This is a genomic window from Kutzneria buriramensis, from assembly GCF_003387475.1.
GTDB lineage: Bacteria > Actinomycetota > Actinomycetes > Mycobacteriales > Pseudonocardiaceae > Kutzneria > Kutzneria buriramensis.
On the sequence record NZ_QUNO01000013.1, the window covers coordinates 59,197 to 81,468 of the forward strand.

Below are 22,272 nucleotides of genomic sequence, written 5' to 3' on the forward strand. Positions count from 1 at the left end.
TCCTAACTGGGGACGGGGTTCGCGGCGAGCTGTTCGGCCAGCCGCAGGGCGGTCCGGGCGTGGTGCAGGTCGTCGGCTTCACGCGGCACGTCGAGCACGATCGTGCGCACGCCGAGGTCGAAGTACCGCGCCAGGAGCGCGGCCACGTCCTCGTAGGTGCCGACCAGGTACGGACAGAACGTCTTGTAGACCTTGAACGGGTGCAGCCAGTAGCAGCCGAGCGGTCCCGTGGAGGAAAGGGCGTCCCGGGAAAGGCCGATGTGCCACTGGGATTCGACCTGCTCGGCGGCGACGCGGTGCAGCTGCTCCCCCAGCTCGTCGGACGGGAAGCGCTCGTGCGCGATCCGCCAGGCGTCGACGGCGCTGTCCCGCGCGATGATGCCGAGCCGAATTCCGTTGCCGGCCAAGGGTTGCGCTGAGGCGTCGTAGGTGTCGACGGCCCGCGGGTAGGCGAGCCTGGTGGCCCCCAACGCCTCCTGGGCCCTCTCACACGCCTCGGAGGTGCCGGACACCAGGATTCCCGGCATCAGCGCGGGATCCATCGCCGGCTCGATCGACGCCGCATTGAGACTGTAGTGCCGGCCCAGGTGGGTCACCGGCCGCTTGCCGACCAGCAGCTTCTTGACGATCTTGGCGTACTCGACGAGCCGGTCGTAGCGCTCGTCGTGGTCGATCAGGTCGCCGAGCTCCCGCAGGTGCCCGGCGAACCCGCCGGTGACCAGGTTGAGGTCGACCGACCGGCCGTACAGGAAGGCGATGCTGCTGATCATGCGGGCCACGCTGTACGGGTGCATGTACAGCGGCTGCACGGCCACCAGCGGCACCAGCCGCTCGGTGGCGGCGATCATCGCCTGCGCCGTCGCCCACGGGTCCACCAGCGTGTTGTCGGTGTACACCAGCAGACCCCGGCAGTCGGCGTCCTCGGTCCACCGCGCCACGTCCACGATCCGCCGCCGGAACGCCTCCGGCGTGATCTCGTGCGAGGACGGGCAGGTGGTGTAGACGGTGATCACTGAGCGCTCCGGAGGCTGAGCGGCCGCAGATCCGTCCAGATCTGGGCGATGTGGTCGAGGCACTCCTGCCGGCTGCCCTCGAAGCCGACGGGCCACCAGCCGGCCGGGACCTGCCGCCCGGCGAACCAGACGGAGTGCTGCTCCTCGTCGTTGCGGACGACGGCGAACAGTTCGGTGCTCATCGGGCGCTCCCCACTTCGGCCGCGAGGATCGCGGCGAGCTGGCTGACCTGGTCGGGGTCGAGGAATGTCGTCGCCCCGCCGGGCAGTTCGTGCTGGCGGACCGGGCCGGTGAGGATCTTGGACCAGCCCATGTCCGGCGGCGTCGGGTTCTCGGCGGGTAGCACGAACACGTGCGCCTCGCCGTCGTAGTCGGGCAGCGTGCGGGCGGTGATCGCCCGCGCGTTGGCCTGGTACACCGCGAGCAGCCGCTTGGCGTCGTCCACACTGGACACGTCCGCCCGGCTGGAGCCGCGGTTGAGCACGTAGTCCACCTGCCGGTCGGTGTCACCCAGCGCGGCCAGCTCGTCGTAGTCGAGGTCGAGACCCTCGCCGAGCATGTGCTGCACCAGCGCCGTCGAGTCGTTGAGCAGGATGCGCGGCGCCGGGTCGAACGGGTTGGCCACGATCAGCCCGAGGAAGTCCACCTGCTCCCCCTCGGACCGGAGCCGACGCGCGGTCTCCACGGCCACCGACGCGCCCATGCACCAGCCGGCCAGGTTGTACGGGCCGTGCGGCTGGATGGCCCGCAGCTCGGTCAGGTAGGCGTCGACCAGGTCGGCCAGCGAGTCGCGCAGCGGCTCGCCCGGCTCCATGCCCGAGGCCCGCACCGCCTGCACGGTGACCTTGCCGTCCAGCTCGCGGCTGAGCGGCGCGTAGCCGAAGACGTGGCCGCCGAGGGGGTGGAACAGGAACAACGTCGGGCGGCCGGTCTCGTTGAGCGGCATCACCAACGGGTTCTGCCCGGGCTTGTCCCGGTCGATCAGCGCCGCCAGCCGGTGGATCGTGCTGGCGTGGATCATCGCGGCGACCGGCAGCTCGACCTGGAGCCGCTCGCGCACCTTCAGCACGACGCGCAGCGCCCGCAGCGAATGCCCGCCCAGGTCGAAGAAGTTGGCGTGCACGCCGACGGCCGGCAGCTCCAGCACCTCGCGCCAGATCTCGGCCAGCACCCGCTCGGTCTCGGTGCCGGGCTCGGTGGTGTCGCCGCCGACGCTGGCCTCGCCGCCGATGGCCGGCAGCGCCTTGCGGTCGACCTTGCCGTTCGGGGTCTTCGGCAGCTCGTCGAGGAACACCCAGGCCTGCGGCACCATGTAGTGCGGCAGCGCCTGCGAGCACCACTCCCGCAGCTTGGCGCCGTCGATCTCGTTGCGAGCGACGACGTAGCCGACGAGGATGCGCTCGCCGTCGGACCCCATCGGGGCGGCCGCGACACCCATCGACACGTCCGGGTGGGTGTCGATGCGGGCCTCGATCTCCTCCAGCTCGATCCGGTAGCCGCGCACCTTCACCTGGAGGTCGACCCGCTCCAGGTACTCGTACGTGCCGTCGTCCAGCGTCCGCACCAGGTCGCCGGTCCGGTAGAGCCGGGAACCGTTGCCGGAGAAGGGATCCGGCACGAACCGGTCCGCGGTCAGGTCGGGCCGCCGGTGGTAGGCGCGGGCCACGCCGTCGCCGCCGATGTGCAGCTCGCCGGGCACGCCCGGGAACACCGGCGCCATCTGCTTGTCCAGGATCCACATGGTGGTGTTGCCGAGCGGGCGGCCGATCGGCACCATCGAGCCGGTCGCCGCGACCCGCTGCACGGCCGACCACACGGTGGTCTCCGTCGGCCCGTAGACGTTCCACACCGGCACGCCGTCGGCGGTGAGCCGGTCGGCGAGCTCGCGGGGGAACGCCTCGCCGCCGCAGAGCACGTGGCTCATGCCGTACGGGCGCCAGCCGGCGTCGAGCAGCATCCGCCACATCGCCGGCGGCCCCTGGGCGGCCAGCCCCGGCTCGGACTCGATGAGCGAGCGGAGCTCCGTGCCGTCGGAGACCTGCTCGCGGGCGGCCAGCAGCACCGAGCCGCCGCGGATCAGCGGCAGGAACACCTCGTTGACGTGGATGTCGAAGCTGATCGAGGTGGTGGCCAGGTGCACCATGTCCTCGTCGGCGTCGAGCACCTCGCCCAGCGACTCCAGCAGGTTGATCACGGCCCGGTGGCGCACCTGCACGCCCTTGGGCAGACCCGTGGAACCGGAGGTGTAGATCGTGTACGCGATGTCGTCGCCGGACACCTCGACCGGCGCGGCGGCGCCGTCGTGCTCGGCCGCCGCCTCCACGGACAGCGCCTGCGGCTTCAGCTCGGCGGCGACGGCGGCGGACGCCTCGTCGTACAGCAGCACCGCCGACTCGCTGTGCTCGGCGATGTACCGCAGCCGGTCGATCGGGTACTCCGGGTCGAGCGGCACGTAGTTCGCGCCGATCCGCAGCACGCCCAGCAGAGCCGGCAGCAGCAGGCGGTTCCGGTTCATACACACGCCGACCGGGTCGCCGCGCTTCACGCCCGCCGCGGCCAGGTAGCCGCCGATGCGGCCGGCGAGGTCGTGCAGCTCGTCGTAGTCGAGCTCGCCGTCGACCGCGCGCACCGCCAGCTCCGAGCCGGTCTCGATGCGCTGGTACAGGCCGGCCGGACCGTCCAGCGCCAGCTTGGGACCGGCGGCGTGCGCGGCCAGGGCGTCGAGGTCCTCGTCGGCCAGCGCCGAGGTCGCCACCACCGAGGACTCCGGGTCGGTGGCGATCCGCTCCAGCACGGCCAGGTAGCCGCGGCTGATCCGGTCCACGTCGGCCGGGTCGAAGCGCCCGGCGTCGTAGCGGATCTGGAGCCGCAGCGAGGAGCCGTCCGGGGTCATCACGAAGCCGGAGGTGATCGGGAAGTTGGTGTGCTCGTAGTAGGCGCCGATGTCGAAGGACAGGTCGTCCTGGCTGGACAGGCCCTCGTAGCTGCGGAACCGCCGGAAGTCGAAGACGATGTCGAACGGGTTCCAGCCGGTGTGCTCGACCATCGCCGCCAGCGGGTACCGGCGGTGCGGCAGGATCGCCGTCTCCTTGGCGAACACCGAGGCGACGAACCCGCTCCAGGAGTCGGCCAGTTCCAGGCGGAACGGGTAGGTGCCGATGAACAGGCCCTTGACCTGCTCGGCGTCGCTGGTCTCGGGGCGGCCGTTGCCGATCACGCCGGTGATCACGTCGTGCCGGCCGAGCAGCGCCGCCGACACGCGCAGGTGCGCCGCCAGCAGCACGGTCCGCACGGGGACGCGCAGCCGCTCGGCCAGCTCGGTGACGCCGACGACCGTCTTGTCGGGCGCGTCGTGCCAGCTCACCTCGACGGTGCCGATGGCGTCCGCGCGCTTGGTCGGGGTCGGCAGCAGCGCGGGCTCGGCGCCGGCCAGCTCGCCCTGCCAGAACTCCTCGGCGTCCTCGTCGTCCAGCGCGTCCAGCTCCAGGGCGACGAAGTCGCGGAACCGGGTGCGCGGCGTGGCGAACTGCGGGTCCCGGCCCTGGCGAGCCGCCGCGTAGCCGGCGAAGAGCTCGGCGACGGCCGAGTGCAGGCTCCAGCCGTCCATGATCGCGTGGTGGAAGCTCCACCAGAAGTGGAACTCGTTCTCGCCGACCAGGTGCACGACGAACCGGAACAGCGGGGCGCTGCTGAGGTCGAACGCGTTGCCGACCTCCGTCCGCCGCCAGCGTTCCAGCGTCCCGTCGAGGTCCTGGTGGCCGCGCAGGTCGATGACCTCGAACGGGACCTCGGCCTCGGCGTGCACGAGTTGCAGCGGCTCGCTGAACTTGGTCAGCTCGAAGGAGGTTCGTAGCGTCTCGTGCGCGGCGACCAGGCCGTGCAGCGCGTGGCGGAACGCGTCCTCGTCCCACGGGCCGTGCACCCGCAGCGAGTAGATGTCGTGGTAGTAGGACGCGTCGCCGGCCAGCTCGGCGTGGTAGATCATGCCCGCCTGGAGTCGGGAGAGCGGGTAGGCGTCGGTGACCCCGCGCCGGGTGGTGGTACTCGTCATTCCGGGTTCCCCTCAGAGCCGGTCGAGCAGGGCCAGGTCGGCCGCGCTGAGCATGGCGAAGTCGTTGCGCGGCCTGGCATCGGCCGCTTCCTGTCGGAGTGCCGACGCCGCCAGCTCGCCCAGCGTGCGGGCGGCGAAGACGGCGTCGAGCGCGAGCTTCCAGCCTCGTTCGGCGGCGACGCCGACGACCCGGACCGCGCTGAGCGAGTCCCCGCCCAGCGCGAAGAAGTTGTCGTCCAGGCCGACCGGGTCGGTCGCCTTGAGCACGTCCGACCACACCTGCGCGACCGCCCGCTCCGACTCGGTGCCGGGTTCGCGATAGGTCGAGGTTCGCGGGCGCAGGCCGGCCGGGTCGGGCAGCGCGCGACGGTCCACCTTGCCGGTCGTGCCGAGCGGGAACTCCTCCAGCACGACGACAAGAGCCGGGCACATGTAGTCCGGCAGCACCAGCCGCAGTCGGTCGATCAGCGCATCACCGTCCACATCGGACCGTGACGTGACGTAGCCGATGAGCTCCTTGCCGCCGCCGGCGCCCTCGTTCACGACGACGACCGCGTCCGCGACCTCCGGCTGGGCCACCAGCCGCGCCTCGATCTCGCCGAGCTCGATCCGCACGCCGCGGATCTTGACCTGGAAGTCGGTGCGCCCCAGGTATTCCAGCGCCCCGTCGGCCCGCCGGCGGACCAGGTCGCCGGTGCGGTAGAGCCGGCCGCGGCCGAACGGGTCGGGCACGAACCGGTCGGCGGTCAGGTCGGGCCGGCCGACGTAGCCGTGGGCCAGGCCGATGCCGCCGATGTGCAGCTCGCCGACGCCGCCGGTGGGCACCTGGCGCATGGCGCGGTCCAAGACGTGCAGCTGGATGTTGTCGATGGGCCAGCCGATCGGCACCACCGGGCCGTCGCCGGGTCGGCAGCTGTAGCGGGAGACGTCCACCGCGGCCTCGGTCGGCCCGTACAGGTTCTCCAGCCGCGGCCCGACGCCCATGACCTCGTAGAAACGGTCGCGGGTGCCGGCCTCCAGCGCCTCGCCGCTGCACACCACCAGCCGCACGGTGTCGGCGACCGCCGCCGCGCCGGGCTGTTCCAGCAGCGCGGCCAGCATCGGCGGCACGAAGTGCAGGACCGTGACGCCCTCGCGGCGGATCTCGTCGATCAGGTAACCGGGGTCGCGGTGGCCGCCGGGCTTGGCCATCACGAGCTTCGCACCGGCCAGCAGCGGCAGGAAGAACTCCCACACCGACACGTCGAAGGTGTACGGGGTCTTCTGCAGCACCACGTCCGAGCCGTCGAGCCGGTACGCGTCCTGCATCCACCGCAGCCGGTTCACGATCGCCTCGTGTCCGACCACCACGCCCTTCGGCGCGCCGGTGGAGCCGGAGGTGAAGATGCAGTACGCCGCCTCGCCCTTCGGCACCGAGATGTCCAGCGGCGCAACGGGTTCCGCCGCCAGGTCGATGTCGTCGGCGGTCAATGTGACCTGGACGCCGGCCGTGGCGGTGATCATCGCCAGCCGCTCGACCGGCGCGGCGGTGTCCAGCGGCAGGTACGCCGCGCCGGCCGCCAGCACGCCGAGCAGCGCGACCACCAGCTCCGCCGACCGCTCCATCTGCACCGCGACCAGCTCGCCGGTCTGCACGCCGGCCTCACGCAGCCGCCGGCCGTGAACGTCGGCCAGCTCCAGCAGCCGCCGATACGTCAGCGTCGTGTCGCCGAAGGCGACCGCCGGCGCGTCCGGGTGCTCCGCGGCCGTGCGGCGGATCCACGTCAGCAGCGTGTCGTCGCTGGTCGGGACCATCGGGCCGGCGGCGGCCGCCAGCTCCTGCGCCTGCTCCCACGGCGGGGCCGTGTCGAACCGGCCGTCGAGGTTCAGCAGCAGGTACTCGATGTGCCGGAGCAGGCTCTCCGCGGTGGCCCGGTCGAACAGGTCGGTGTTGTACTCCAGGGTGAGGTGGCCGTCGAGCAGCGCGATCAGGCTCAGGTCGGTCTTGGCCGTGGGCCGCACGTCGGCGATCTCGGTGACCTCGACGCCCGGCAGCCGCAGCGTCGCCGGCTCGGCCTGCTGCATCACCAGCATCGCCTGGAACACCGGCGGGAAGCTGACCGTGCGCGGCACGCCCAGCTCACCGAGCAGCCTCTCGAACGGCACGTCCGCGTCGGTCAGCGCGCGCTGCGCCTCGGCCGCCGTGACGGTGATCAGGTCCTCGACCAGGCCGCTGGCCGGCAGCGCGATCCGCAGCGGCACGGAGTTGATGAAGCAGCCGATCAGGTCCTGGTGCTCGGGCTCCGGCCGGTTGGCCACGGCCGCGCCGAGCACGATCTCGGTGTCGGCGCCCCGGGCCGCGAGCGCGGCCGCGTAGGCGGCGGCGATCAGCGCGAACGGGGTCACCGCACGTCGTCTCGCCGCCTCCCGCAGGCCCGCCGGCAGGTCGAGGGTCACCCGGTCCCCGCGGAAGGTCTGTCGGCTGCCCCGCGGCCGGTCGGTGGGCAGGCCGTAGCGTTCGGGCGCGCCTTGCAGGTGCTCGGCGACGCCGGCCAGGTTGGACGGCAGCTCCCGCTGCCGGGTTGCGAAGTCGGCGTAGTTCGCCGCCGGCGGCAGCTCAGTGCCTTGGTACAGCGCCGAAAGCTCGTTCTGGAGCACCGACAGCGACCAGCCGTCGGCAGCGACGTGGTGCACGATCAGCACGAGGGCGAAGTCGTCGGCGCCGAGTTCGACCAGCGTCGCGCGCAGGCACTGGCCGGCGCGCAGGTCGAGGGGCCGGGTGAGCTCGCGCTGCACGAAGTCGGGCAGCGCCTCCGGGCCGTCCAGTGCCGCGGTCCGGAAGTCGAAGACCTCGCTCGCCGGGTGCGGCTCGGCGAGTAGGCCGTCCACGGTGGGCTGGAATCCCGTGCGCAGCGGAGCGTGCCGCTCGACGACCTTGACCACCGCCGATTCGAGGCGGCTCCGGTCGAGTGCACCGGTCAGCCGGAAGCACCAGGGGATGTTGTAGACGCCCGGTTCGGCGGCGGTGAGCTCCTCCAGGAAGAACATGCGTTCCTGGCCGAGACCCGCCTGGTAGGGCTCGTCCTTTTGGACGGCTGTGGCGGCCACCGCCGGGGCCTGCTCGGTGAGCCAGGCCGCCAGCGCCGTGGGCGTCGACCGTTGCAGCACGGCCGTCGCCGGCACCCGGACGCCGAAGCGCCGGCGCAGCAGGGCGGAGGCACGCATTGCCAGCAGCGAGTGGCCGCCGAGCTCGACGAACCCGTCGTCGGCGCCGACCTCGTCCAGGCCGAGGACCTCGCGGAAGACCGCCACGACGGTGTGTTCGGCCGGCGTCCGGGGCTCGGTGGTGACGGCGCGGGTCCGCACCGGCGGGGCCGGCAGCGACCGCTTGTCCACCTTTCCGTTGGACAGCAGCGGAAGCCGTTCCAGCTCCACCAGCTGTCCCGGCACGAAGGCCGGCGGCAGCGTGGCGGCGACGTGCCGGAGGACCGCCGGTGGCGACAGCGTCACGCCCGGCTTCGGCACGACGTAGGCGACGAGACCGTGCCCGTCCGGGGCCTTCACCACGACCGCCTGCTCGACGTCCGGGTGGCCGCGCAGCGCGGCGGTCACCTCGGCTGGCTGCACCCGCACGCCGTGCACCTTCACCTCGTCGTCGGCGCGGCCGAGGATCTCCAGCAGGCCGTCCGGTCGGCGGCGGCCGAGGTCGCCGCTGTGGTAGAGCAGGTCGTCGCCGAACGGGTTGCGGCGGAAGGCGTTCCCGCTCAGATAGCCCAGCGATCGGTGCGGCGTCCGGATGACGATCTCGCCGGGCTCCCCCACGCCGGCCGGCGTGCCGTCCGGGCCGAGGATCGCCACCTGGGTCTCCGGCTGCGTCCGGCCGATGGGCTGGACACCCGGGGAGGGTGTCGCCGGCACGTCGAACCAGCACTTGGCCAGGGTCGTCTCGGTGGGTCCGTAGAGGTTGACCACCCGGGCCCGGGGGCTGACGTTGGCGCGCCAGCGGTCGACGGCCTTGTCCGTCAGGGGCTCGCCCGCGAACATCGCGGCGCGCAGGGCCGGGAGTCTCGTCGCGGTGGCCGGGTCGGACAGCAGCTCCGACAGGCTCGGGGTGATGTGCAGCAGGGTGATGGCCTCGCGGTCCAGCCAGGCCAGGGTGCTCACCGGGTCGTCCAGGTCGGCCGGCCGCGGCACGACCAGCGTCGCGCCGGACACCAGGGGCAGGAACAGGTCCCGCAGCACCACGTCGAAGCCGAGGTTGGTCCGCCAGCCCAGCCGGTCGCCGGGCTCCGCGTCGAGGAGTCCGCGCTCCCAGGCCAGGAAGTGCCCCAGGCCGCCGTGCCGGCCGAGCACACCCTTCGGCACGCCCGTGCTGCCCGAGGTGAAGAAGATGTACGCGGGATCGTCCTGCCCGATGGGAACATCCACTTCGGACTCACCGAACGGCGGGTCGGTGATCTCCAGCGCCGGTCTGGCCGCCGCGCGGATGGCCGCCAGCCGGGCGTCCGGCAGGTCGGACTGCAACAGGAGCAGCACGCCGCCGGCGCGTAGCACGCCGAGCGCGGCCACCACGACGTCGCGGTCGTAGGTCCCGGGCACCGCAACGACATCGCCGGGGTCGAGGCCGCGTTCCAGCAGCCCGGCGGCGCAGCGGTCGGCGAGGGTGACGAGGTCCCGATAGGTCCACTCGCCCTCGGGGGCGTCGATGGCGATCTCTTCGGGCCAGTTCGACGCCGCCGCCCACACCTGGTCCACAACGGACAGTTGCGGGCTCGCGATCAGCTCCCCGGCAAGCATTTCCGCCGTGTCGAAGGACCGGTCCATCGGCAGCGAACGCACGGACCGGTCCGGGTCGTCCAGCGCCGCCGCCAGCAGCCCGGTCATCGACGCCGCGAGCGAGGCGACGTCCGCCTCCGTGAGGGCGGCCGTGCGGTACAGGAACTCCAGCCGCAGACCGTCGTCCTCGGGCCAGCCGTAGAGGCACAGGTCGGCCCGCGATCGCACCGGCACCTGCTCCCAGCTCAGCCTGACCGTCGTGCAGCCGGCCAGCGTCAGCTCGGGGCGTGCGTCGGCGAACACGTTGAGCATCAGGTTCGTGCGCGGCTCCGCGCCGGCCTCCGCCCACTTGGCGCGCAAGGCCTCCGCCGGCACGTCGTGCGTCTCGTACGCGTCCAGGCTCGCGCCGCGAACGGTGTCGATCAGCTCCGCGAAGCTCTTGTCCAGGGTGGTTTCGACCGTGATGTAGAGGCTGTTCAGGCAGGGCCCGATCACGTTGCCGGCCCAGGACTGCGCACGGTTCGCGTACGGCATCAGGACGCTGCACGACTCCTGGCCGCTCAACCGGGCCGTCGTCGCGAAGAACGCCGTCAGCAGCACCATGACCTCGGACGCGCCGTGCTGGCGACCCAGCCGACGGATCCGGTCCATCGCCTCGCCGTCGAGGTGCGCGTAGTGGCGCACGCCCTCGGTGGCATCCGCCGGCACCTTGCCATCGACCGTGCTCGGCAACGCCACCGGCTGCGGCACCGGCCGCCGCACGGCGATGCCGGCGATGCGGTCGTCCTGGCCCTGGAACCGGTCACGCTGGTATTTGGCGAAGCGGTCGAAGGGCTCCGGCGCGTCGGGCAGCTCGGTGCCGATGGTGACGTGGCGGTAGGCGTGGTCGAGCTCGGCGAAGAACGACGCCTCGGAGCCGCCGTCGAACACCAGGTGGCTCAACACCAGCAGCACCAGGGATTCCATGCCGAGGTCCCAGACGTGCGCCCGCACCAAGGGGGTGCCGGCCGGGAACGGCCGCAACGCCTCGTCGCGCAGCTCGGCATAGGCCCGCTGCTCGCCGGTCCGCCGGAAATGCACCGGCAGCTCGGTGTGGACCTGTCGTGACACCAACGAGTTCGTCTCGTCGTCCCAGCGCGGCTCGGTCAACAGCACCGGATTGCGCGTGGCGACCAGGTTCAGCGCCGCCTCGAACGCCTCGACGTCGAACTCGCCCTGCACGCGCCACGCCATCGGCAGGTTGTTCACGGCCGCGCCGGCGCCGACCTGCTCCAGCAGCCAGAGGCCTTCCTGCGCGTAGGAGGCCGGTGTGCTCTCGGACATCGTCACTCCCCCCTTCCCGGACGCACCCATACCGGCCTGGTCATCAGCGAGATCGTCCCCTCGGCGACGACCAGACCCCGGACGTACTCCTGATGCTTGCGAGCCTCTTGCGGCACGTCGATCCGCACCGCCAGCTCGCCCCACCCCTGCGCGTCGAGGTCGACGAACTTGGGCTGCGGGAACGCCATGCCGTTCTTGGCGGCGTTGGCCATGAACACCCCGGCCGCCACCTTCGTCGCGTCGCCGGCCACCTTGAACCGCAGCCGGATCGACGGCGATTCGCCGACGTGCCACAGCTCGGCGGTCTCGACCACCATGTCCGACACCGGCGACCGGCTGTCCGCGTCGCGGATCATGCCGCACCGGGGGCAGACCCGCGCGTCGCGGCCGATCCGCTCGATGATCGGGTGCGTCGCCCCCTGCTGCACCAGAAGCCGTTCGCAGTAGGGGCATTCCTCGTCGGTCAGCACGGGCGCGTGCAGTTCGAGCGTCTCGCCCCAGATGTCGTTGTAGTGCTGGAAACTCTGCACGCCGCGCTCGAAGACCGCCTCGGCCAGCGTCAGTTCGGCCCGCTCCACGCCGGTCGCGATGGCACTGATCCGGCGGCGGATCCGCGCCACGTCACCGGTCAGCGCGGCCCCGTGCAGCGACGCCGCCACCGACGCCACCTGATCGCGGACGTTGACGAGCATGTTGCCCTGCCGCGAGTACTTCAACCCGGTGAACGGCACGTCCTCCAGGCTGGTCATCGCGCGGCCCATGGCCTGCAACGACGCCTTGAGCGCGGGCACCTTCTCCTCGTCGAGGTGCTCCGTGACGGCACCCTTCAGCACCGCCGCCCCGCGCGGCGACACCTGGATCACGTGCGCGCTGGAGCCGCGTGCCTCTTCGGCCGCGAGCGCGACCGCCGCGGCCCGGATGCCGCCGCTGTCCGCGCGGTCTTTACCTTCCACGACAAGGTAGTCCTGCCACGGGTTGTCGTCGCCGGCCTCGGCGACGGTCAGCCAGGGCAGCCCGAGCAGCGAGTAGTACGGCAGGTCCACCCGCTCGTAGCGGAGGTGATCGTTGATCAGCGTCGCCGCCTCGCCGAGGCTGCGGCCGGTGGCGCACGCGGTGTGGAAGACGTCGTTGAGCTTGAGCAGGCCGTTGATCACCTGCCCGGTCGACAGGTACGCCGCCGCGATGCCGCGCACGAACCCGTGCGGCAGCAGGTAGTCCGACGGGTAGAGGCCTTCGTTGACCCGCATGCCCATGCACGAGTTGGTGAACACCGCGTCGGCCACGATCCGCCCCGACTTGATCACGTCCTCGGTGGACACTTCCGGCCGGTAGCAGTGCCCCGTGAAGGCACAGACCGGCGCGTGCGAGGCGGCGGCCGAGTGCACGTCGATCTGGATCGGGCCGATCGGGCAGATCACCGTGTCGTTGAAGTGCACGACGTCGTCGCGGCCGTGGGCGATCACCGACACCGCGGCGGTGTAGGAGTCCAGCAGCAGCGGCCGGATCCGCTCAGCGCGCGCCTCCTCCTGGAGCACCCAGGTGCCGGTGCCGTAGCGCTTGGGCGTCTTCTGCACCGCCGGCCAGATCCGGACGTGCTCCTCGGCCGGCCGGATCCGGTGCGGCATCGCCAATCCCTTGGCGATCAGCCAGCTCAGGTCGTCCAGGTCCTCGCCGACGACCAGGCCCAGGTGCCCACCCTCGCCGCGCGACCGGTGCTCCCACAGGCTGTCGTGCACGCGGATCAGCGACCGCTCGTCGATCTCCTCGGCGAGTCCGATGTAGACGATGTAGCGGGCGTCGCCGCTGGCCGGGCCGATGTCCCCGGGATCGGTCAGCTCGACGCCGCTGCCGCCGACACAGGTGGCCAGCGCGGCGCCGACCTCGGCCGCCTTGGACCCGGTGCGCCAGGCCACGAGCACGTCGCCGTGCTGGTCGACCGGGCGGCTCATGGCGGCGGTGCTGATGTCGGCGACGGCCTCGTGCGGCTCGCCGGGGTCGCCCAGCACCGGGACCTCCGCGCCGGGCAGGTAGGTGCGCAGCGCGTCTAGGTAGTCGTCCAGGCCGGGCAGGAAACGGAACGGGGACAACGTGGTCATCGTTGTTTCTCCGGGTTTAGGGGGTGTCCCGTGGATCGTGGTCGATGAGAGTCGGGATCGAGGTGGTTCCTGGCGGCGCTGCGAAAACGGCCTCATACCGGGCGTATTCGGACGTTTTCGCGGTGTCGTCAGGGGCCGCGTCGGCGCGGCTGTCGCGGTCGTGATTCACGGGACATCCCCTAAGCTGCGGCCGCGGCCGCGACTTCGGGGCGGTTGACCACCGCGGACGGCACGATCAGCAGGCTCAGCAGGCCGGGCGCGCCGGCGATCACGGCCATCAGCACGACCATGCCGCTGTACTGGCCGGCGGCCAGCAGCGGGCCGGCGATCACCGAGCCGACCGGCACCGCGCCGAGCATCAGCGTCCGCATCAGGGTCATGGTGCGGGCTCGCAGCTCCTCGGGCGTCCGCTTGTAGCGCACGGTCTGGGAGGACACGGTCAGCAGCGCGGCCGGCGCGCCGCAGACGACCTGGCCGATCAGCACCAGCACCGGATTCGCGCCCAGCAGCAGAAGAAGCCCGCCGCCGGCGACGAGTTGCAGCGAGCCGATGCGGACCATCGGCCGCACCGCCGGCTTGATCGCGCCGGCGATCAGCGAGCCCAGCATCTCCGCCCCGGCCAGCACGCCCACCAGCAGGCCGAGCATGGTCGCGCCGCCGGCCAGCTTCTCGTGCGCCAACCACGGCTGGGTCACGATCAGCATGCCCATGGCCACGTTGAACGCGGTGAACGCCACCGTGATCACGACCATCACGCGGTCGCCGCGCAGGAACGCCAGCACCGGCCCCCAGGAGCCGCGCTTGGCGCCGCTGCCGGCGTCGGCCACCGGCCGCGGCAGCTTGGCCTTCATGCTCAGCACGAACAGCGCGAACGCCAGGTAGCTGGCGGCGTCGATGGCCAGCACACCCTGAACTCCCACAAGGGGAATCAGCGCGCCGCCGATCGCCGGGCCGATCAGGCCGGCCGCGCCGGTGGCGATCGCCTCCATGGCGATGGCCGTCGGCAGCTTGTCCTCCGGCACCAGTTCCGGCAGCACCGCGGGCACGATGCCGATCGGCAGGATCTTGAACAGGCCGTAGACGGCGGCCACCACGTAGGCGTGCCACAGCTGGAGGCTTCCGGTCAGCGCGAGGATCGGGATGGCCGCCATCGCGCCGCCGCGCACGACACTGTCCAGCACCAGCAGGTTCCGGCGGGAGAAGCGGTCCACGAGCTTGCCGGCGAGCAGGCCGCCGACGATGATCGGCGCGGTGTAGCACACGCCCAGCACGGTCAGCGCCTCGGCGCCGCCCCGGGAAACTCCCAGCCAGGCCAACGCCGTCCAGCTGGCGCCGTCGCCGAGCAGGCTCACCACCGCGCCGATCCACAGTTTGCGGTAGTCGGCGATTCGCAACACCGTCAGGTACGTCTTCACGTCGGCGCACGCCCTCCTGGGTCGAGTACGGGGTGGCTGGATCTGTCCTGCCGCAAGTGAAGTCGAGCGAAACCCGCGAGTCCAGCGGGATGGGTGTCCGGGTTCGGCCACGGCGCTTCCGCATCCGGCCAACGGCGTCGCGGCGGCGGCGCGGCCGGCATTATTGAGCCGTACCCGGGAGAAAGGCCGACAACCGTGCACGCGACGACCCTGGTCGAGGTGTTCGACCGCAGCGTCAGAGCCAATCCGGACCGTGTCGCGCTCGTCTACGAGGACACGGAACACACCTACGGCCGCTTGGACGAATGGTCGAACGGCATCGCGCAGTGGTTGCGGGACAACGGGGTTCGCCCCGGCGACCGGGTCGCGCTGCGACTGGCGCCATGCGCGGACGTGGTCGCCGCCATCCTCGGCATCGTGAAGTGCGGTGCGGCCTATGTGCCGCTGGACATCCGAAACCCGCGCTCCCGCAGCGAGTTCGTGCTGGCCGACGCGGGTGCGGTGGCGTTCGTCGGCGATCTGTCTGAGACAGACACGAATCTTCCGCACCTGGACACCGAAACCCTTGCGGCGCTGGCCTCACGGCCGGCGGCCCCGGTCGACGCGGAGGTGTCCACTGAGGACGTCGCGTACGTGATCTACACGTCCGGCACGACCGGCACCCCCAAGGGTGTCCCGATCCGGCACGGCAATGTGGTTGCGTTGCTGGACGCGACGGCGCCGCTGTTCGAGTTCGACCGCGACGACCGCTGGCTGCTGTTCCACTCAGTGGCGTTCGACTTCTCCGTCTGGGAGATCTGGGGCGCCCTGTCCACCGGCGCCGGCCTGGTGGTGCTGCCGCACTGGACGGCCCGCGACCCCGCCGCGGTGGTGGACGTGCTCGTGGCGAACGAGGTGACGGTGCTCAACCAGACGCCGACCGCCTTCGCTTCACTGGCCGCCACCGCGCAGCGCCGGGACATCACGCTGTCGGGACTGCGCTACGTCGTCTTCGGCGGCGAGAAGCTGCTGCCCAGGACGCTGTCGGACTGGGTGGCGCGCCACGGCGTCAAGAATCCGCGGCTGGTCAACATGTACGGCATCACCGAGACCACTGTGCACACGACGTTCCACGAGCTCACCGCCGACGACCTCGACGACACGGGCTCGCCGATCGGGCGGCCGCTGCCGGGCTTCGAGGCCCTCGTCGTCGATGACGACGGCACGCCGGTCGCGGCGGGCGAGGTCGGCGAGTTGTGGCTGACCGGACCGCAGGTGGCCGGCCGCTACCTCGACCGTCCCGAGCTGACCGCCGAGCGGTTCGGCCCGGCCGTCCCCGGCGGCCCGGCCTGCTACCGCTCCGGCGACCTCGTCGCCCAACGGCCGGACGGCACGCTGGAGTACCACGGCCGCAAGGACCTTCAGGTGAAGCTGCGCGGTCATCGCATCGAACTCGGCGACATCGAGGAGGCGGTCCGCTCGCACGAAGGCGTCACGGAGGCGGTGGCCTTCGTGCACGACTTCGGCGACGGCGACCTCCGGCTGGTGTGCGCATACCTGCCGACGACCGACCCGGTCAAGCACCGGGAGCTGCGTGCGCACGTCAAGGCGCTGCTGCCCTCGTACATGCATCCCTCGGCGTACCAGGAGATCGACGAGCTGCCGAGGACCGTCAACGGAAAGCTCGACCGGGCGAAGATCGCCCGGTCGCGGGAACAGGGAGCGTGACCGGTGATCGAGACCGAACTGCGGGACAGCACGCACGCGTGGGTGGTGGAGCTGCTCGACGAGTCGGACGTGTCGTTGGAGGACAACTTCCTCGACCTCGGCGGGCACTCCATGCTCGCGCTGCGGCTCAACGAGCGGATCGCCGACCGGTACGGGGCGGGCCTCAGCCTCCGCCTGCTGTTCGAGCGCAGCCTCGGCGACGCGGTCGCCGAGCTGGCCGCCCGACTTCAGGCGGCGTGAGGCCCACCCCGGCCTCACGCGTCGACCTGCGCGTCCAGCAGCCTGGACAGCGCGGCCGACCGAGCCCCCAGCTGGAACCGCGTCTCCACGCCCAGGCGCTCGCTGAGCAGGCTCAGGTAGCGGCGCAGCGTCCGGGTGGAGATGCTCAGCTTGCGCGCGATCGCCTCGTCGGTCCGGCCCTCGGCCAGGCCGGCGAGGATCGTGCGCTCGATGTCCTCGATGAGCTCGTCCTCGCCCGTGCCGTCGCGCACCGGCAGCGCGGTCTCCCAGCTGTGCCAGAACGTCCGCTCGACCAGCTCGATCACCATCGGGTCGCGGACCAGCACGCCGCCCGGCCCGACCGCCACGAACACCGAGGACCGGTCCAGCACCACCGCCCGGTACGGCACGGCCGCGGCCGTGCGGACCTGGGCCCCGCCCTCGGCGAGCCGGGCCAGTTGGTCGGCTGCCCGCGGTCTTCGCCGGATCGCGTGCGGCCACAGCACCCGGTAGTCGACCCCGCGCCCGATCAGCGCCTCGTCCAGCTCGGGGTCGTCGGTGAGCACGTCGAGCGTGTCGGCCGAGGTGCTCATGCTGAGCACCAGGAACTCCGTGGCCGCGGCCAGCTCGGTGAGCCGCTGCCGGGCGGAGTCGGCGTCCGCGAACGTCTCCCGGCCGGCCGGCAACAGATCTGTCACCGGCACGTCCCGCGCCGCGGCGCGGTAGTTGGCCACCAGCATGCCCAGCGTGCGGGTCAGGCCGTCGGTGGCGTCGGTGACCCGGTCCCGCAGCGTGCGCATCGGCCGCAGCATGCTCGCGGCCGCGATCTCCGGCGGCACGGCCTCCCACCGCACCGCCTCGCCGTCGGTGCTCCGGCGCAGCAGGTTCCAGCGCTCCAGCGCGAGGACCTGCTCGCCGACCGTCGCCGCGTCCAGTCCGGTCGTCGCGGCGCAGTCACGCACGCTCGCCGGCCCGGCGACGAAACACCGATAGACGACCGCCGCCGTGTCGTCCAGTGTGAGATCCGAATCGTGCGATTCGGACGTCCCCAGAGTGTAGTCGATCACGTCTCCCCCAAATCGAGACATGCTCGGCGACGACGCCATCCGGCGCCGCCACGAAAGCAACGTTCCCCAGTACCATCATGCTGCCGAAACCCCCGTTATTCGACAGTTCTCTGTCGCGAGCACCAAGATACTCGCGACTTTCAGTTGTCCACACAAGGACCAACCAGGCATTCCCAACCGGCGAACAACCTAGTATGACTACAGGCCGTTCCCGATCGCGCACCTGTGGTGACAACCCGACGACGAAGGACCGCAACAATGCATTTCCAACTCGACGACCTCGCCGTGAACTACGAGACCCACGGCGAAGGCCGGCCGATCGTCCTGCTGCACGGCTGGGGCATGGACCACGGCTATGAGGCGACCGACTACGAGCCGGTGTTCGCGGGCCGTCCGGGCTGGCGGCGGATCTACCCCGACCTGCCGGGCATGGGCGCGACGCCGGCGCGCGACTGGATCAAGAGCCAGGACGACTTCCTCGAGGTCGTGCTGCGGTTCATCGAGCACGTCTCCCCCGACGGTCCGGTGACGCTGGCCGGCACCTCGGCCGGCGGCTACCTGGCGATGGGCGTGGTGCACCGCCGGCCGGAACTGGTGGACGGGCTGCTGCTACGGGTGCCGGTGGTGGAGATGGACCGCGGCGCCCGCGACCTGCCCGCCCAGCGGACGCTGCTGGCCGACCCCGACTTCGTGGCCACGCTCGACCCGGCTGACGCCGAGGTCGCGGCGGGTGCGCTGGTGCAGACCCCGCGCTACGTGCGGGCCGCCGGCGCGGCGCTGCGGGACAAGATCCTGCCCGCGCTGGCCAGGGCGGACGAGCCGTTCCTGGACGCGATCGGCGGCGACCCGAGCCGGTACGGATTCTCCTTCGACGTGACCGAAATGCCCGTTCCGTTCGATCGGCCGGCGCTCGTGCTGACCGGAAGGCAGGACACGATCGCCGGTTATCGCGACGCCTGGCGCGTGCTGGAGAACTTCCCGCGGGCCACCATGGCCGTCATTGACCGGGCCGATCACGGCCTTCCCGTCGACAACGAGCCGCTTTTCCACGCGCTCGTGACCGACTGGCTCGACCGCGTCGAGGAAATGAAGGCCCGCTAGCCGATCGGCCCAAGGGTCACCCGATCGGCCGAATTGCCCTGGAAAATACGGAGTGCGATCCACATCACAACCCCGAAAAAGGTCCCGCAAGTACGGCCGAACGCCGTCCCAATTCACGGGAACATGCACGGGTCGCATTCACAGGACGGTAACGTTAACGCCGGGCGTCCGGTTCGCGACGGACGCCCGGCGGTGGCGGCAATGGGAGTGACGCTCACAGTCGCGCTGCCGGTACCTGCAAAACCGCCGCGCGTCGACACGGTCACGTCGTAGCCTCGCGCCCATGTCGAAGATCCAGTGGGCAGCGGCCGTCGCGCTGGCGGCCCTGCTGCCCTCGGGCGTCGCCGCCGCGGCGACCCCGCCACACACCGTCGTCGCGAGTCCGCGACCGGAGATCGGGGCGCTCTCGGCGGGCCCCACCCCCACCAACCACTTCTGCTCGGCGAGCATCGTCGCCAGCCCGAAGGGCAACGTGATCGTCACCGCCGCGCACTGCGTGGCCGGCAAGTCCCGCGTGTACTTCACGCCCGGCTACCACGACGGCCAGGCCCCTTACGGCACATGGGAGTCGGCCGCGACCTACATCGACCCCGGCTGGAACACCAGCCACGACATCGACGGCGCCGGCTCGCCGTACGACTACGCCTTCATCGTGCTCCAGCCCCGCAACGGCAAGAACGTCGCCGAGGTGACCGGCGCGTCGCTGAACCTCAAGATCGACCAGACGCTGCCGTCGCCGGTCTCGGTGTTCGGCTACCCGTCCGGCGGGCAGGGCTACCAGGACAAGCCGTACGTCGGCGACAGCACGGTGTCCAAGGACGGCGAGTACTGGGAAACCCTCCAGTGCACCGGGATTCCCAGTGGCTTCAGCGGCGGCCCGTGGATCGTCGGCGGCCGGGACCTGATCGGCGTGATCGGCGGCAAGGGCCAGAACCTGCCGGCCAGCGATCCCCGCAACTACAGCGTCCGCTTCGACAGCCGCGTGAAGGCGTTGTACGACAAGGCGATCGCCGCCGCGGTGCCGCCAGGCAACGGCAACCTGGGCTACCCGCTCGGCGACGGCCCGCTGTGGAAGCACGCGGACCTGATCACCAGCGGCGACTTCACCGGCAGCGCCCAGCTCGACACGATCGTCAAGTGGAGCGACGGCGAGGTGACGCTCTACCAGGGCGGATCCACCACCGATCCGCAGAAGCCGTTCGTCGGCGAGACGCAGCTGGCCAAGCCCGGCACGATCTGGACGCACGCCAAGGGCCTCGCCACCGTGAACAACGGCGTGGTCGTGACGTGGGACGACGGCGAGGTCACGTACTACGGCTCGGCCAGCAAGGGCGGCTTCGCCAACGAGGTGCAGCTCGCCGCGCCCAACGCCCTCTGGCGCGACCACGCCTCGTACATCGCCGGGCTGGGCGGTGACCTCGTCGTCGTCTGGAACGACGGCGAAACCACGCTGTACCAGGGCATCGCCGCCAACGGCATCCACTCGGAGCGCCAACTCGCCGCGCCCAACGGAACCTGGACCAACGCGCGGTCGATCTCCGGCGGCAACTGGGTCGGCTCCGGCACTCCGGACCTGCTGGTGCGCTGGGTCGACGGCGAGTTCACCATCTATGGCGACGTCGCCAGCGCCGGGCTCGGCCAGGAGCACCAGGTCGAGGCGCCGAACGGGCTGTGGACCGACGCGACCGTCACCGCCGGCCGCGGCAACGCGATCCTCGTCCGCTGGATCGACGGCGAGGTCAGCCTCTACCCCGACGTCGACGGCAAGCTGCACCGCGAGATCCAGCTCGTGGCCCCGTGAGACCGTGGCGCCGCCCCACCGGGCGGCGCCGCCCCGGAGCAGATCATCTCAGCGCAGTTCCCTGGACAGGGCAACGAGTTCGCGGACGTCGGCCTCGAGACCGCCCTCGGTCGGCATCGCGACGGGGTGAGCGGTGAGCCCGTCGGCATCGCCCCTCGGGCCGGCGGCCAGCGCCTCCCGCAGCCACGCCGCGACGGCCGCCGGCTCGGTCTGGTCACTGTCGACGGTGAGCCAGCCGCTGGCGCGCACCAATCCGTCACGGCATTCGATGACCCGGCGGTAGAAGCGGCGATTCACCGCCCGCAGGCTCAGCGTGTCGCCCCACCGGCTGGCCGGCACCCGGCCGAGCGTCTCCTCCGGGAAGGCCTGGTGCAACATCGTCCACAGTGGACGCATCCGGTGGTAGTCGCGCAGGTGCCGCCACCACACCCTCGCCGCGGCCGACCGGACCTGGGCGCCCGGGGCCACGATTCCCGCGAGGTACAGGAGATTGCCGGCCAGCACGCCGGCCTGCGGCATGACCAGCCAGTCCGGCAGACCGAACAGGCGCAGCACCATCGTCGTGGCGACGAGGCCGGCGCCGATCCCGATGAGCACCAGGCCGCCCGCCGCGACGATCAGCCCCCACGCCAGCCAGGGTCGGGCCAGCCGCGCGTAGCGGCGCATCTGCACGACGCAGACCACGATCCCGTAGAAGCAGTAGGCGTTGGCCACCAACCGGAACCAGATCAGTGTCGTCTGCGGATAGTCCGCCGGGGCCAGCGACGAGGGAACGGTGGATGCCAGCACCGTCAGCACGATCAGCGTGACCGTCAGCACCACGGCCTCCCGCACGGCCTGCCGGAACGCCGGCCGCCCCTGCCCGGCGGAGTACACGAACACGCCGATCAGGCAGTACAGCATCGACAGCATCAGCGAGTAGGTGAGCCACATCCACACCATCGGGCCCGCGCCCGAGACGCTGCCCCACTGGCCGGCCCCGGTCAGTGGAGCCACCGCGAACGCGGTGGTGGAGATGCAGAAACACGCGACGACCCAGCGCAGCTGGATCCGGTGCGGCGACCGGACCAGCTGCGACGCCTTCCACAGGCCGACGACGACGTTGATGGCCACCAGGCCGTCCGGGTTCACAGCCACCCCAACCGGTCGCTCAGCGCCGCGTCCACGGCCTCGGTCGGCCCGGACGTCGGCGGAATCCCGGCGGCGTCGAGCACCGCCGCCCACTCCAGGATGATGGTGGCGATGGTCTCCGCCTCCCGCTCCTCCTGGTCGTCGTAGGAGGTGCGGTAGCGCGCGCGGCCGGCGATGACCGGCAGCTGCCCGTCGGGCAGCCCGAGCACCTCGCTCAGGTCGCCGCCCTCGTCGTCGGACGGGTGGTCGGCGAGCAGGTGCCCGACCTCGTGCAGGATGATGTGCCGCTGGTGCGACTCGGTGGTGTCGCGCTGGTAGAAGATGTAGTCGGTGCGCTCGGCCTTGAGCCACACGCCGAACGGGCCGTCGGCCCAGATCGGGTACGGCACCAGCTTGATGGGTCTGCCGCGCAGCTTCGCCAGCCGCGCGCAGAAGTCGCGGATGTCCAGCGGCGGCTGGATGTCGAGCTCGCGCAGCAGCCGCCGACAGCGTCGCCGCAGCTCACGCTCGCTCGCGACGGACTCCTTCGTCCGACGGCGCCGTGCCCATGGACCCATGAGGCTTACCTCGGCTCCCCATCCCGTGTTGTCTAC

13 protein-coding genes are annotated in these 22,272 nt (G+C 71.5%); 4 read left to right on the forward strand and 9 right to left on the reverse strand.

Going from position 1 to position 22,272, the window contains the following annotated elements; genetic code table 11:
• Positions 1-2: 2 nt before the first annotated feature.
• The 6 genes from BCF44_RS33970 to BCF44_RS33990 form a co-directional block, all read right to left on the reverse strand.
• Complete coding sequence (locus tag BCF44_RS33970) at positions 3-1,013, reverse strand: LLM class flavin-dependent oxidoreductase (protein ID WP_211353330.1); 1,011 nt, start codon at positions 1,011-1,013, stop codon at positions 3-5.
• Positions 1,010-1,195 (reverse strand): MbtH family protein, encoded by a 186-nt coding sequence (locus BCF44_RS33975; RefSeq protein WP_116178548.1) that lies wholly within the window; start codon positions 1,193-1,195, stop codon positions 1,010-1,012. The genes BCF44_RS33970 and BCF44_RS33975 overlap by 4 nt, the downstream gene beginning before the upstream one ends.
• Complete coding sequence (locus tag BCF44_RS33980; protein ID WP_116178549.1) at positions 1,192-5,064, reverse strand: amino acid adenylation domain-containing protein; 3,873 nt, start codon at positions 5,062-5,064, stop codon at positions 1,192-1,194. The genes BCF44_RS33975 and BCF44_RS33980 overlap by 4 nt, the downstream gene beginning before the upstream one ends.
• A 12-nt stretch (positions 5,065-5,076) precedes the next feature.
• Positions 5,077-11,142, reverse strand: a complete 6,066-nt coding sequence (locus tag BCF44_RS33985; protein WP_170217886.1) for a non-ribosomal peptide synthetase — start codon at positions 11,140-11,142, stop codon at positions 5,077-5,079.
• A gap of 2 nt (positions 11,143-11,144) precedes the next feature.
• The gene (locus BCF44_RS55865; protein WP_170217887.1) at positions 11,145-13,238 is read right to left on the reverse strand and encodes a hypothetical protein; all 2,094 of its coding nucleotides are present in this window, start codon (positions 13,236-13,238) and stop codon (positions 11,145-11,147) included.
• Between the two features lie 179 nt (positions 13,239-13,417).
• A complete protein-coding gene (locus BCF44_RS33990) occupies positions 13,418-14,653 on the reverse strand; it encodes an MFS transporter (protein WP_170217888.1) in 1,236 nt (411 codons plus the stop codon).
• Positions 14,654-14,848: 195 nt separating this feature from the next.
• On the opposite strand from BCF44_RS33990, the gene BCF44_RS33995 reads away from it, so the two are divergent.
• Together BCF44_RS33995 and BCF44_RS34000 are read left to right on the forward strand one after the other, a co-directional pair.
• Complete coding sequence (locus BCF44_RS33995) at positions 14,849-16,360, forward strand: amino acid adenylation domain-containing protein (protein ID WP_170217889.1); 1,512 nt, start codon at positions 14,849-14,851, stop codon at positions 16,358-16,360.
• Positions 16,361-16,363: 3 nt separating this feature from the next.
• Positions 16,364-16,600, forward strand: coding sequence for a phosphopantetheine-binding protein (locus tag BCF44_RS34000; RefSeq protein WP_116178552.1), 237 nt, complete (start codon positions 16,364-16,366; stop codon positions 16,598-16,600).
• A gap of 14 nt (positions 16,601-16,614) precedes the next feature.
• Here BCF44_RS34000 and BCF44_RS34005 read toward each other — a convergent pair whose 3' ends face one another.
• Positions 16,615-17,646: a helix-turn-helix transcriptional regulator gene (locus tag BCF44_RS34005; RefSeq protein WP_170217890.1), complete on the reverse strand. Its 1,032-nt coding sequence runs from the start codon at positions 17,644-17,646 to the stop codon at positions 16,615-16,617.
• 258 nt (positions 17,647-17,904) lie between these two features.
• Here BCF44_RS34005 and BCF44_RS34010 point away from each other — a divergent pair, with 258 nt between their 5' ends.
• Both BCF44_RS34010 and BCF44_RS34015 read left to right on the forward strand, forming a co-directional pair.
• Positions 17,905-18,747, forward strand: coding sequence for an alpha/beta fold hydrolase (locus BCF44_RS34010; RefSeq protein WP_116178554.1), 843 nt, complete (start codon positions 17,905-17,907; stop codon positions 18,745-18,747).
• 283 nt (positions 18,748-19,030) lie between these two features.
• Complete coding sequence (locus tag BCF44_RS34015; RefSeq protein WP_116178555.1) at positions 19,031-20,548, forward strand: trypsin-like serine peptidase; 1,518 nt, start codon at positions 19,031-19,033, stop codon at positions 20,546-20,548.
• Between the two features lie 48 nt (positions 20,549-20,596).
• Here BCF44_RS34015 and BCF44_RS34020 read toward each other — a convergent pair whose 3' ends face one another.
• Both BCF44_RS34020 and BCF44_RS34025 read right to left on the reverse strand, forming a co-directional pair.
• Positions 20,597-21,679, reverse strand: a complete 1,083-nt coding sequence (locus tag BCF44_RS34020; protein ID WP_116178556.1) for an MAB_1171c family putative transporter — start codon at positions 21,677-21,679, stop codon at positions 20,597-20,599.
• Positions 21,676-22,236 (reverse strand): zinc metalloprotease, encoded by a 561-nt coding sequence (locus BCF44_RS34025; RefSeq protein WP_116178557.1) that lies wholly within the window; start codon positions 22,234-22,236, stop codon positions 21,676-21,678. Before BCF44_RS34025 ends, BCF44_RS34020 begins: the two co-directional genes overlap by 4 nt.
• Positions 22,237-22,272 lie beyond the last annotated feature (36 nt).